Consider the following 12,633-nt stretch of genomic DNA (forward strand, 5'->3'; position numbering starts at 1 on the left):
CCTCAGAGCCGCGCCAGCAGCCGCTCCGCCAGCGGGTTCTCGGCCGCGAAGGCATAGTCGACCCGCCGCACCGTCACGGCCCGCGCCCCCGCCTCGACCAGGGCGCCGGCGAGGTCGAACACCGCGCCCTCAGGGCAGCGCAGGACGATCTCGCCCTCCGGGCCCTTCGGGGCGCCGTAGGGCAGCTCGGCCTCGTGCAGGCCCGCCAGGGTGGCGAGGTCGATGGTGCCGCTCTCCGGCAGGGCGCCCCGCACCTCCCGGGTGGTCCGGGCGCGTTCCTCGGCGGCGATGCGGCCGAGCACGGTGCGGAGCGCCGCCCGCTGGCCCTCGCCCCAGGGCGCCTTCAGCGAGGCGACGAGGTTCGCCTCCGAGCGCAGGATGATGCCGTCGTCCAGCACCTTCAGGGCGTTGGCGGAGAGTGTCGCCCCCGTCGTGGTGATGTCGACCACGATCTCGGCCGAGCCCGCCGCCGGCGCCCCCTCGGTGGCGCCGAGGCTCTCGACGATCCGGTAATCGGCGACGCCCTTCTCGGCGAAGAACCGGCGGGTCAGGTTCACGTATTTGGTGGCGACTCGCAGGCGCCGCCCGTGGCGGGTGCGCATGCCGGCGGCGACCTCGTCGAGGTCGGACATGTCGCGCACGTCGATCCAGGCCTGGGGTACGGCGACCACCACGGTGGCGTTGCCGAAGCCCAGCGGCGTCAGCAGCTCCACTTGGCCGCGCACGTCCGGCAGGGTCTCGCGGATCAGGTCCTCGCCGGTGACGCCGAGATGGGCGGCGCCCGAGGCGAGCTGCGCGGCGATCTCGGAGGCCGAGAGGTAGCGCACCTCGACGTCGGGGACGCCGAGCAGCTTGCCCCGGTAGTCGCGGGCGCCGGCGCCCTGGGCGAGCTTCAGACCGGCCCGGCCGAAGAACGCGCTGGCGTTCTCCTGCAGGCGGCCCTTGGATGGCACGGCGAGGATCAGCGGCATGGCGGTCGCGTCCGAAGCACTCATCGGCCGGCTCCCGCCACGCGCGCGATCCAGAAGGTGCAGCCCACCGCGGGCAGGGGCGCCGGGCTGCCGAGATGGCCGAGCAGGCCGTCGTAACGGCCGCCGCCGACCAGGATCGGGCCCTGCCCTTCGGTCACCTCGAAGATGAAGCCGGTATAATAGTCGAGGTTGCGGGCGAAGCCGCCCTGGAAGCGGAACCGCTCGATCGGCAGCCCGCGGGCCGCGATGAAGCCGGTGCGCTCCTCGAACAGGTCGAGAGCGGCCGCGAGGGCGTCGTGGCGGATGCCCGCGTCGGCCACCAGCGCCCGCAGGTCGCGGGCGGCGGCATCCGGATGGCCGGCGATGGCCCGGTAGCGGTCGAGGAGCGCACGGTTCTCGGCGTTGAGCCCGGCCCCGCCATGGGCCTGCGCGGAGGCCTTGGCGAGGAAGCGCTCGGCGATCTCGCCGGCGCTGCGCCCGCCCACCGCCGAGATCCCGGCGATCGCCAGCACGTCCTCCACGAAGGCGCGCACGCCCCGCGGGTCCTGGCCCTGGATCGCCGCCAGCAGGCCCGCATGGGGATCCTCCGGGCGGGTCCCCTCGGCGCCGTTGGTGACCACGTCCAGCGAGCGCCCGGCGGCCAGCGCCCGGAGCGTCCGGCGCTTGGCGGCGGGCGGGACCGCGAGGCCGTCGAGGAGCGCCACGGTCAGCCCCATGTCGCCGAGCCGCACCGCCGGATCGGTCCGGCCGAACAGGGCGAGGCCCTCGAGGGCGAGACCCAGCACCTCGGCGTCGGCGGCCGGCGTGTCGGTGCGCCCGATCGACTCGATGCCGGCCTGGAAGAACTCGTCGGGCTCGTCGGCGGCGAGGCGGAAGACCGGACCGCAATAGCTGTAATCGGCCACCTGCCCGTCGGCCTCCGCCCGGTGGAGGCGACAGACGGGAATCGTGAATTCCGGCCGCAGGCACAGCTCGGCGCCGCCCGCATCCTGCGTGACGAAGATCCGCCGGCGGATGTCCTCGCCCGACAATTCGAGGAACGGCTCCAGCGGCTGCAGCACCGGCGGCGTCACGGGCCGATAGCCCGCCGCCGCCAAATGCGCGAGCAGCCGCGTGCGCGCCGCATCCCCCGCCCCCGTCTCGCCTGCCTCCGGTCGTGTCATCGGATCCATCCTCGCGGGCGCTCTGTAGCAACCGTGGCCGGACTTGGCGACACGTCGCAGGGCGGTGCGGTGCGCAGGACTGCGCAGGTCCCCGTACCGCGGACCGATACGCGCTACGGCGCCACAGACTTCACCCGCTCGGAGCAGCCGCTCAGAGCGGCCGGCCGCCGCCGAGACGCGCCCCGCGGGGGCGTCGGACCGGCTTGCGGCGGGCGATCACGGTCAGGGCCGGCGCTCCGGCGATCCCGGCGCTCAGGACGGGGGCGCTGCCGGTCCCGGGGGTGGCCTGGGCGACGGCGCTCGGCAACCGGTCGAGGACCGGCCGGGCGGCCCAGACGGGGCCTGTCCCGGCGCAGATCAGGCCGGCCGACAGGATGAGGATCTTCGCGCGCATCCCGACATCTCCCCCGACCCCTCCACGGAACCGACCGAGGATAACGCCGCCGGAGCCGCCGCGTTCGACCTGCGCGCCTCAGGCCTCCGAAGCCGTGAAATGCCGGGCCAGCACGGCGCGGACCTGCGCCACCAGATCGGCCTCCGGACACGAGATCTGCGCGGGCCGCGCCGCCTTCCACTCGGCGTTGCTGGCGATGGATTCGGCCGCCTGGGCACCCGCGATCAGGTCCTTGATCTGGACCTCGCCGGCCAGACGCTCGTTCGAGCCCTGGATCACCGCCACGGGTGCGCGCCGGCGGTCGGCGTATTTCATCTGCGCCTTCATGCCGGCGGCGCCGAGGTAGAGCTCCGCCCGGATGCCGTCGGCGCGCAGGAGCGCCACCAGCCGCTGGTAATCGGCCATGTTCTCCCGGTCGAGGACCAGCACCACCACCGGCCCGGGCGCCTCGGCGCCGGCGAGCAGGGGGCTGCCCACGAGCTGCAGGGCCGAGAACAGCCGCGAGACGCCGATCGAGAAGCCGGTGGCCGGGACCGGCTCGGACCGGAACCGCCCGACGAGCCCGTCGTAGCGCCCGCCGCCCGCCACCGAGCCGAAGCGCACGGTCTGGCCGTCCTCGTTAGTGACCGGAAACGTCAGCTCGGCCTCGTAGACCGGGCCGGTATAGTATTCGAGGCCGCGCACCACGCTCGGATCGGCGCGGATCACGTCGTGACCGTAGCCGGCGGCGGCGCAGAGGCGCATGATCGCGTGCAATTCGGCGATGCCCTCCCGGCCGGTCTCGGACGCGCCGACCGCGTCGTGCCAGCCGGCGAAGAAGTTCTCCCAGAACGCCATCTTGTCGGCGCCGTCCCCGGCATCGGCCTGGAACGACACGTAGGCGAGGATCCGGCCGATCGCCGCCGCGTCGAGGCCCGCGCCCTTGGTGAAGTCGCCGCTCTCGTCCTTGCGGCCGGCGCCGAGGAGGTCGCGCACCCCGTCGACGCCCAGCCGGTCGAGCTTGTCGATCGCCCGCAGGACCGTCAGGCGCTGGCCGGCCTTGTCGGGACCGGCGAGCCCGATCGCCTCCATGACGCCGTCGAGCACCTTCCGGTTGTTGACCTTGACCACGTACTGGCCGCCGAGCCCGAGGCGGTTCAGCGTGTCGGCCATCAGCATGCAGGTCTCGGCATCGGCCGCGACGCTGCCGGCGCCCACGATGTCGGCGTCGAACTGCATGAACTGGCGGAAACGGCCCGGCCCCGGCTTCTCGTTGCGGAACACGTAGCCGGCCCGGTAGCTGCGATACGGCTTGGGCAGGGCGTCGTAGTTCTCGGCGACGAAGCGCGCGAGCGGCGCCGTCAGGTCGTAGCGGAGCGACAGCCACGCCTCGTCGTCGTCCTGGAACGAGAACACGCCCGCGTTCGGACGGTCGAGGTCGGGCAGGAACTTGCCGAGCGCCTCGGTGTACTCGACGAAGGGCGTCTCCAGGGCCTCGAAGCCGTAGAGCTCGAAGCTCTTGCGGATCGTCTCCAGCATCCGCCCCTGCGCGGCGATCTCACCGGCGCGCCGGTCGACGAAGCCGCGCGGCAGGCGGGGCTTCAAGGTCTCGGCCTTCTCGGCCTTGGGGGTGTCGGCCTTGGACATGTGCGCGCGTTCGCTTCTCGCGGACCCGGAGCCCGGGTCCGGCATCGGATCTTGAATCGTCTCCGCCGGGCGGAGAACCCTTGGCCGGGCTCTAAAGCATGCCGCGCGAAAGGGGAATTCGGTTGGCGGGGCTTCGATTGGCGGGACTCAGTACGGCGCCGTCAGCTTGAGCCAGAGCAGGGCCGCGAGGCTCACCACGGCGATCGGCATCTGCAGCGGACGCAGGCGGGCATGCGCCAGCGGCACCTCGCCGGCGCGCGCCGCGATCGGGTCGAGGATCCCGATGGCGGCGTAGCCGAGGATCAGCATCGCCAGCGCCGGCACGGCCTTGCCCATCACCGCCGTGAACAGGCTGGCCAGCCCGAGACCGTACAGGATCAGCATCGTCACGAGCTGCGACACCTGCGGGCCGCCCTCGGTCCGGAAGCTGACGCCCCGGCGCACCCCGGCCAGGAACAGCAGGATCGAGGCCGCATAGAGCAGGGTGAACAGCGCCACCAGATAATCGAGAGGCTGGCCGTTCAGCCACCACGCCACCGCGGCCCCGACGGCGATCGGCACCATGGGGCCGAAGCCGAAGACGAGGTCGAGCCAGGGGATCCGGCGCGGCTCGCGCGTGGTGAGGGTGCGTCCGGTAGCGTCGTCGCGCATGGCGGTCAGGGGGGACTCTCGGTTGGACGGTCTGCTGCGCTGCAGCACCGGGACGGGGAACGGCCGCGCGCCGGCCCGGTTCCGATGACCCCGTCTGCGGGCTTGCCTCTCTAGCGCCGGCTCGGCGCCCCGGCGAGGCCCTTGCGGCCGGGCCTTTGCGGTCCCCGCGCCGGCATCCCGCGCCGGGCCCTTGAGTGCGGGCGAAAAAGGCGTTATCTCTACTGCGCCCTCATCACAAGGTCTGCGCCGCAGCGCGCCCGTGAGCCGCGAGGGTCCTGCCTCATCGGTTTCGCCAATCTGACCCCGGGCCCCTCGCCGCAGCGCGGCCCGCTCTTCGGCGCCCATCCCCCGGGTGCCTGGCACTGAACCGGCCCTCCCACCTCTTCCGTCGGTTGCAAGACACCCCATGACGCCAAACCCCGACGCCCTCGCCGACATCGAGACCGCGGAGCCGGCCGATGCGCCCACCATGCCCGCCGCCCTCGAGGGCGTCCGCGAGGTCAAGCTCCAGGACCTCAAGTCGAAGACGCCCACCGACCTGACGGCCTTCGCCGAGGAGGTCGAGGTCGAGAACGCCTCGACCATGCGCAAGCAGGAGCTGATGTTCGCCATCCTGAAGCAGCTCGCTGCCAAGGAGGTCGAGATCATCGGCTCGGGCACCGTCGAGGTGCTGCAGGACGGCTTCGGCTTCCTGCGCTCCTCCGACTCGAACTACCTGCCCGGCCCCGACGACATCTACATCTCGCCGACCCAGATCCGCCGCTTCGGCCTGCGCACCGGCGACACCGTCGAGGGCCCGATCCGCGGCCCCAAGGACGGCGAGCGCTACTTCGCGCTCCTCAAGGTCAACACGATCAACTTCGAGAACCCGGAGAAGATCAAGCACAAGGTCCACTTCGACAACCTGACGCCGCTCTTCCCGACCAAGCGGTTCAAGCTCGAGCTGGACAACCCGACCAAGAAGGATTTCTCCCCGCGGATCATCGACATCGTGGCGCCGATCGGAAAGGGCCAGCGCGCCCTGATCGTGGCGCCGCCGCGCACGGGTAAGACCGTGCTGATGCAGAACATCGCGCAGTCGATCACCCTCAATCACCCCGAGTGCTACCTGATCGTGCTGCTCATCGACGAGCGGCCCGAGGAGGTCACCGACATGCAGCGCTCGGTGAAGGGCGAGGTCATCGCCTCGACCTTCGACGAGCCGGCCACCCGCCACGTGCAGGTCGCCGAGATGGTGATCGAGAAGGCCAAGCGCCTCGTGGAGCACGGGCGCGACGTGGTGATCCTCCTGGATTCCATCACCCGCCTCGGCCGCGCCTACAACACCGTGGTGCCGTCCTCCGGCAAGGTGCTGACCGGCGGTGTCGACGCCAACGCTCTGCAGCGGCCCAAGCGCTTCTTCGGCGCGGCCCGCAACATCGAGGAGGGCGGCTCGCTCTCGATCATCGCCACCGCGCTCATCGACACCGGCTCGCGCATGGACGAGGTGATCTTCGAGGAGTTCAAGGGCACCGGCAACTCCGAGATCATCCTGGACCGCAAGGTCTCCGACAAGCGCATCTTCCCGGCGATCGACATCACCCGCTCGGGCACCCGCAAGGAGGAGCTGCTGGTCCCGCCGGATTCGCTCAAGAAGACCTACGTGCTGCGCCGCATCCTCAACCCGATGGGCGTCACCGACGCGATCGAGTTCCTGCTCGACAAGCTGCGCCAGACCAAGAGCAACAGCGACTTCTTCGACTCGATGAATACCTGAGGCGCCGGTTCAACGGGCATCCCAACCCGTCGCCTCCTCCTCGGGTGCGGCGCAGTCGCCTCGGAGGAGGGCTCCAGGGATCGCAGGGCATCCGGAGGCCTCCTTCGAGGCCTCCGCTGCGCTACGGCACCTCAGGATGAGGGGGAGGGTTGGAGGGCCGGTGTGCCTCTGTCCCGCCGCGGCACGGAAGCGACCGGCTCCGCGATGCGGCCGTTGACTGTCTCCTAACCCCTCCCTGCCAAGGTCCTCTTCGGGCGCCAGGTTGCGTATCGGCGCCGCGACAGCCCCGCCGGCCGGTCCATCCCGGCGGCGGGGCTCGTCGCAGCCCGCGCGATCCCCGGCTTGCACCGATCCCCGGATCCGTGACACTGGCGCGATGCTCCGCTCGCCCTGGACCGGTCCGGATCCGCTCCTCCTCGCCTCGACCAGCCCGACCCGGCGCCTCCTCCTGGAGAGCGCCGCCCTGCCGGTCGAGACCGCCGCCCCGGATGTCGACGAGCGCGCCCTGGAAGCGGGGTGCGCCGGCCTGTCCCCGCCCGACCTCGCCCTGGTGCTCGCCCGCGCCAAGGCGGAATCGGTGGCGGCGCGCCATCCCGGCCGGATCGTCATCGGCGCCGATCAGGTGCTCGATCTCGACGGCACCGTATTCCACAAGCCGGCCGATGCGCAGGCCGCCCGGGCCCAGCTCGCCCGTCTGTCCGGCCGCACCCACGCCCTGCATTCCGCCGTGGTCCTGGCCGGGGCGGTGCAGGACGCCTTCGTGGAGACCGCCCGGCTGACCCTGCGCCCCCTCGATGAAAGGGCCATCGCGGCCTATGTGGGCTGTGCCGGCGAGGCACGGGTGCGGTCGAGCGTCGGCGGCTACCAGCTCGAAGGGCCTGGGATCCACCTGTTCGAATCGGTCGTGGGCGACCACAGCACCGTGCTGGGCCTGCCGCTGCTGCCGCTCCTCGCCCGCCTGCGCGGGGCCGGGGTTCTGGATTTTTGAGGGAGCCTCCCCTTGGCCGGGCATGACCATTCCCACGACGGCCATTCCCACGAAGGCCACGCTCACGGAGGCCATTCTCACGGAGGCCATGCCCATGGCGGCCACGGCGGCCACGCGCACGCGCCGAAGGATTTCGGCACGGCCTTCGCCATCGGCATCGTCCTCAACACCGCCTTCGTGGTGATCGAGGCGGCCTACGGCTATCTCAGCAACTCCATGTCCCTGGTGGCCGATGCCGGCCACAACCTCTCGGACGTTCTGGGCCTCGCGGCGGCCTGGATCGCCGCCCTGCTGGTGCGCCGCCGCGCCACCGCGCGCTTCACCTACGGCTATCGCGGCTCCTCGATCCTGGCCGCCCTGTTCAACGCCGTGGTCCTGCTGATCGCCATGGGGGCGGTGATCTGGGAGGCGCTGGTCCGGCTGGTCCATCCGGAGCCGGTCGCGGGCACGACCGTGATGGTGGTGGCCGCGGTGGGAATCCTGGTCAACGGCCTCACCGCGTGGCTCTTCGTCAGCGGCGCCAAGGGCGACATCAACGTCCGCGGGGCGTTCCTCCACATGGCGGCCGACGCCGCCGTCTCGGCCGGGGTCGTGATCGCGGGCCTCGTGATCCAGCTCACCGGCTTCGCCTGGCTCGACCCGGCGGTCAGCCTCGTCATCGCGGCTCTGGTCGTCTGGGCGACCTGGGGCCTGCTGCGCGACAGCGTGGCGATGTCCCTCGACGCCGTGCCGCCGCAGATCTCCCCCGATGCCGTGACAGGCTTCCTCCTCGGACGGCCCGGCGTTGCCGGCCTGCACGACCTGCATATCTGGCCCATGAGCACCACCAGCATCGCCCTGACCGTCCATCTCGTGATGGCGGAGGGGCATCAGGCTCACGGCCACCCCGGCAACGGCTTCCTCAACGAGACCGCCGAGGGCCTGCGCACCCGGTTCGGCATCGGCCACGCGACGTTGCAGATCGAGGAGGCCGGCGGCCCGGCCTGCCGCCTCGCGCAGGATTGCGCGGCATGAGCGTCGCGAATCCCCGCGCCTTCGTGGTCGGCCACCCGATCGCCCATTCGCGCTCGCCGCTGATCCACGGGTACTGGCTCGCCGCGCACGGGATCCCGGGCTCCTACGAGCGGCTCGACGTGCCGCCGGCGGCGTTTCCGGACTTCATCCGCGCCCTGCCGGATTCGGGCTTCCGGGGCGGCAACGTCACGATCCCCCACAAGGAGGCGGCCTTCGCGCTGGCCGACACCCTGACGCCGCGGGCCAAGGCGATCGGCGCGGTGAACACCCTGGTGGTCGAGCCCGACGGGCGGATCCGCGGCGACAACACCGACGCGCCGGGCTTCTGCGCCCATCTCGACCACACCTTAGGCGCAGCCTGGCCGGCGCGGGCGGGCGGCACCGCCCTGGTGCTCGGCGCCGGCGGCGCCGCGCGGGCGATCGTGGTCGGGCTGGCCGAGCGGGGCCTGCGGCGCATCTGGGTCGCCAACCGGACCGCGGCCCGGGCCGAGGCGGTGGCGGCGCTCGCGCCGGGCATCGGCGCGGCGCTCGCCTGGGACGACCTGCCGGCGGCGCTCGCCGGGACCGGCCTCCTGGTCAACACCACGTCCCTCGGCATGAAGGGCCAGCCGCCCCTCGCCATCGACCTATCGCCCCTGCCGGCGGAGGCGGCCGTGGCCGACATCGTCTACGCACCCCTGGAGACGGAGCTCCTCGCGGCGGCGCGCCGCCGGGGGCTCGCGGCCGTGGACGGGCTCGGCATGCTGCTGCACCAGGCGGTGCCGGGCTTCGAGGCGTGGTTCGGCCCGCGCCCCGCCGTCACCCCGGCGCTGCGCGACCGGATCGTGGCGGATCTCGCCGGATGACCCCGAAGGCCGGATCCGGACCCGTCATCCTCGGGCTCACCGGCTCGATCGGCATGGGCAAGTCCGCCACCGCCCGGATGTTCGCCGACCGCGGCATCCCGGTTCACGACGCCGACGCCGCGGTCCACGCCCTCTACGGGCCCGGAGGCGCGGCCGCCGCGGCGATCGGCGCGGCCTTTCCCGGCGTGCTCGACGGCGACGGCGGCGTCGACCGGACGCGGCTGCGCGCCGCGGTGCTCGACGCGCCCGACCGGATGGCGGCGCTGGAGGCCATCGTCCATCCCCTGGTCCGGGCGGCCAACACGGACTTCCTGGCGCGGCACGCGGCGGCGCCGCTGGTCGTCCTCGACATCCCGCTCCTCTACGAGACCGGCGGCGCGGGCCGCTGCGACGCGGTCGTGGTGGTGAGCGCCCCGCCCGAGATCCAGCGCGCCCGGGTGCTCGCCCGCCCCGGTATGACCGAGGCGGCCTTCGCGGCGATCCTGGCCAAGCAGATGCCCGACGCCGAGAAGCGCGCCCGGGCGGATTTCGTCATCGACACGAGCCGGGGTTTTCCCGCCGCCGAGGCCGAGGTGGCGCGGATCGTCGAGCGCCTCACGGCGCATCGTGCGGAGCCGCACCACGGCACCGGATGACACGCCCGCGCGGATGAATATCTGCGGTTGCGTTCCGGGGGGAACACGAACGGCAGGATGGACGTGATGGCGCGGCACTCCGGCGGGATGGATCCGGTCCGGTCCGGCGGCCTCGGGGCCGCGACCCTTCTCGTGCTGCTGGCGGCCATGCCCGCGCAGGCCCAGTACGCCGCCAGCTGCCCCCCGCCGAAGAAGTTCGCGGCCGGCGCCTGCGTCACCGCCTGTCCGGGCGGCTACGAGGACCGGGGACCCGTCTGCGTCTACCGCAACACGTCCCGCTGAGGCGCACGGGAGCTTAACCCCTCCGCCTTATCCGGCTAGGGTCCGCCCCCACCCCGCGAGTCGCGAGACCCATGCTGCGCGAGATCGTCCTCGACACCGAGACCACCGGCACGGAGGCGAAGGGAGGCGACCGGCTGATCGAGATCGGCGCGGTGGAACTCCTCAACCACATCCCCACCGGCCGGAGCTTCCACCGCTATTGCAACCCGCAGCGGGCGGTCTCCGAGGGGGCGTTCAATGTCCACGGCCTGTCCGACGCGTTCCTGGCCGACAAGCCGGTCTTCGCGGAGATCGTCGGCGAGCTGCTGGCCTTCCTGGCCGACGGACGCCTCGTCATCCACAACGCGCCCTTCGACGTCGGCTTCCTCAACATGGAATACGCCCGGCTCGGCGCGAACGCCCCGCCCCCGATCCGGCTGGAGGACGTGGTCGACACCCTGCCGATGGCCCGGCGCAAGCATCCGGGCGCGGCCAACAACCTCGACGCCCTCTGCAGCCGCTACGGCATCGACAACACCCGGCGCACCAAGCACGGGGCGCTCCTCGACGCGCAGATCCTGGCCGAGGTCTATGTCGAGCTCCTCGGGGGCAAGCAGACCAGCCTCGGGCTCTTGGACGCGGAGCAAGCCGCCCCGGTGGCCGGATCTTCCGCCCAGGCCGTGGCCCCCGTGGCGCCCCGTCCCTACCGGAGCCGTCTTACCGATGCGGAGCGCGCCCGCCACGACGGCTTCCGCGCGAGCCTCGGTCCTGCCGCGATCTGGGCCGACTATATCGGGGCGGACGATCCCGTCTGATCCGGCGGTCTGATCCCTAAGCCTGCTGCGCGGCGCCGACGGTTGTCGCATTGCACAGGGGCGTTTATTGCAATGCACAAAACATCCTCGACACATCATCTCGCAGGATGGTGAGGGTCGGCTCATGCGATGCCCGTGCGGTGGCGCAGGCGCATCGGGTCCGGCCGTGACAGAGACATTGAGGCAGTGAGGCGCGCACGCATGACCGAGAATTTCGGCAGTCGCGACGGACAGCGCGACGACAAGACCGGCCTGTCGCCCTTCGCCGACATGATCGAGGCCACCCGTCTGACCGGCCTCGGTCGGCTCGAGGAGGCGACCGCCCTGATCCAGCGCAGCCTTGCCGGCCAGAGGGCCGCACCCGCTGAACACGCGTCGACAGACTCTTCCCCGCACCACGCCGATCCGTCGGCCGTGCCGCAGATTCCCGCAGCGGAATCCGGGACGCGGATGCGCGAGGTGGTGGGGCAGGTCGTGCGCGGCCTTGCACCGGTGCTGAAGGGCCTGGGCAACCCGCTGCGGCACCCCGCTCCGCCGCCCGCCGACCGGGGGGGCGGGACCGGGGGCCGCTTCGTCGCCCTGACCCATGCCGAGCCCGCCGGCACCCGCGAGTACAAGCTGTTCATCCCGAGCCATCCGGACGCGGCCGCGCCGCTGATCGTGATGCTGCATGGCTGCACGCAGAATCCGGACGATTTCGCCGCCGGCACCGGCATGAACACCCTCGCCGAGCGCGCCGGCGTGTTCGTGGCCTACCCGGCCCAGAGCCGTCAGGCCCATGCCCAGCGCTGCTGGAACTGGTACGAGCCCCGGGACCAGGGCCGGGGCACGGGCGAGCCGGCGATCATCGCGGGCCTCGCCCGCGCCATCATGGCGGAGCACCCGATCGACCGAGCCCGGGTCTACATCGCCGGCCTGTCGGCGGGGGGCGCCGCCGCCCTGAACATCGCCCGCGCCTATCCCGACCTCTTCGCCGCCGTCGGCGTGCATTCCGGCCTCGCGGCCGGCTGCGCCCGGGATCTCGGCTCGGCGCTGATGGCCATGCAGGTCGGCGCCCCGGGCCTCGGCACCGCCACGGCTTTCGGCAGCCCGGCCCCGGCCACCCGCGTGCCGACGATCATCTTCCACGGCGAGGACGACGGCACGGTGAGCGTGCGCAACGCCGATCAGGTTCTGGCCCAGGCGCACGTCGCCGGTCTGATCGCCCGGTCCGAGACCTTCGAGGGCCGCGGCCACCCCTTCACCCGCACCCGCTACCGGGACGAGGCGGGCCGGGTCGTGGTCGAGGATTGGCGGGTGCGCGGCGCCGGCCATGCCTGGTCCGGGGGCCGCCCCGACGGCAGCTACACGGACCCCGAGGGGCCCGACGCGTCCCGGGCGATGCTCGACTTCTTCGCCGAGCACCGGCTGGGACCGGCCCGGCGCCCGTAAGGGGTTTCCCCAAGGGCCGCGCACTCTGGCGGGTTGTCAGGGCGCGGCCCTGCTGTATCGCAGGGCTTTGCCCTGCACCCACA

13 protein-coding genes are annotated in these 12,633 nt (G+C 72.4%); 8 read left to right on the forward strand and 5 right to left on the reverse strand.

What is annotated here, in order from left to right; translation table 11 throughout:
- Positions 1 to 2: 2 nt before the first annotated feature.
- From hisG to ABIC70_RS14945, 5 genes are all read right to left on the reverse strand, one after another.
- Positions 3 to 995 (reverse strand): ATP phosphoribosyltransferase, encoded by a 993-nt coding sequence (hisG, locus tag ABIC70_RS14925; protein WP_182592663.1) that lies wholly within the window; start codon positions 993 to 995, stop codon positions 3 to 5.
- Positions 992 to 2,134, reverse strand: a complete 1,143-nt coding sequence (locus ABIC70_RS14930; protein ID WP_043386166.1) for an ATP phosphoribosyltransferase regulatory subunit — start codon at positions 2,132 to 2,134, stop codon at positions 992 to 994. Before ABIC70_RS14930 ends, hisG begins: the two co-directional genes overlap by 4 nt.
- A gap of 151 nt (positions 2,135 to 2,285) precedes the next feature.
- Complete coding sequence (locus tag ABIC70_RS14935; RefSeq protein WP_043353874.1) at positions 2,286 to 2,528, reverse strand: hypothetical protein; 243 nt, start codon at positions 2,526 to 2,528, stop codon at positions 2,286 to 2,288.
- A gap of 78 nt (positions 2,529 to 2,606) precedes the next feature.
- Complete coding sequence (gene hisS / locus ABIC70_RS14940) at positions 2,607 to 4,154, reverse strand: histidine--tRNA ligase (RefSeq protein WP_354439994.1); 1,548 nt, start codon at positions 4,152 to 4,154, stop codon at positions 2,607 to 2,609.
- A 147-nt stretch (positions 4,155 to 4,301) separates the two neighbouring features.
- On the reverse strand, positions 4,302 to 4,805 hold the full coding sequence (locus ABIC70_RS14945) for a DUF3429 domain-containing protein (protein ID WP_043353871.1): 504 nt from the start codon (positions 4,803 to 4,805) through the stop codon (positions 4,302 to 4,304).
- Positions 4,806 to 5,211: 406 nt separating this feature from the next.
- Between ABIC70_RS14945 and rho the strand changes: the two genes are divergently transcribed.
- From rho to ABIC70_RS14985, 8 genes are all read left to right on the forward strand, one after another.
- Positions 5,212 to 6,561 carry a transcription termination factor Rho gene (gene rho, locus ABIC70_RS14950; RefSeq protein WP_043386160.1) on the forward strand — a complete coding sequence of 450 codons (1,350 nt, stop codon included), beginning with the start codon at positions 5,212 to 5,214 and terminating at the stop codon, positions 6,559 to 6,561.
- Positions 6,562 to 6,937: 376 nt separating this feature from the next.
- Entirely contained in the window at positions 6,938 to 7,549 is a 612-nt protein-coding gene (locus ABIC70_RS14955) for a Maf family nucleotide pyrophosphatase (RefSeq protein ID WP_043386158.1), read from the forward strand.
- A 12-nt stretch (positions 7,550 to 7,561) separates the two neighbouring features.
- Complete coding sequence (locus ABIC70_RS14960; protein ID WP_274926570.1) at positions 7,562 to 8,563, forward strand: cation diffusion facilitator family transporter; 1,002 nt, start codon at positions 7,562 to 7,564, stop codon at positions 8,561 to 8,563.
- Positions 8,560 to 9,408 (forward strand): shikimate dehydrogenase, encoded by an 849-nt coding sequence (locus tag ABIC70_RS14965; protein ID WP_043353865.1) that lies wholly within the window; start codon positions 8,560 to 8,562, stop codon positions 9,406 to 9,408. The genes ABIC70_RS14960 and ABIC70_RS14965 overlap by 4 nt, the downstream gene beginning before the upstream one ends.
- The gene (gene coaE, locus ABIC70_RS14970) at positions 9,405 to 10,043 is read left to right on the forward strand and encodes a dephospho-CoA kinase (protein ID WP_354439995.1); all 639 of its coding nucleotides are present in this window, start codon (positions 9,405 to 9,407) and stop codon (positions 10,041 to 10,043) included. Before ABIC70_RS14965 ends, coaE begins: the two co-directional genes overlap by 4 nt.
- Positions 10,044 to 10,109: 66 nt before the next feature.
- The gene (locus ABIC70_RS14975) at positions 10,110 to 10,325 is read left to right on the forward strand and encodes a hypothetical protein (protein WP_043353881.1); all 216 of its coding nucleotides are present in this window, start codon (positions 10,110 to 10,112) and stop codon (positions 10,323 to 10,325) included.
- Positions 10,326 to 10,396: 71 nt separating this feature from the next.
- Complete coding sequence (gene dnaQ / locus ABIC70_RS14980) at positions 10,397 to 11,119, forward strand: DNA polymerase III subunit epsilon (protein WP_354439996.1); 723 nt, start codon at positions 10,397 to 10,399, stop codon at positions 11,117 to 11,119.
- 201 nt (positions 11,120 to 11,320) lie between these two features.
- On the forward strand, positions 11,321 to 12,550 hold the full coding sequence (locus ABIC70_RS14985; RefSeq protein ID WP_051044910.1) for an extracellular catalytic domain type 1 short-chain-length polyhydroxyalkanoate depolymerase: 1,230 nt from the start codon (positions 11,321 to 11,323) through the stop codon (positions 12,548 to 12,550).
- Positions 12,551 to 12,633: the final 83 nt, after the last annotated feature.

Source organism: Methylobacterium sp. 1973, from assembly GCF_040545035.1.
Classification (GTDB): domain Bacteria; phylum Pseudomonadota; class Alphaproteobacteria; order Rhizobiales; family Beijerinckiaceae; genus Methylobacterium; species Methylobacterium fujisawaense.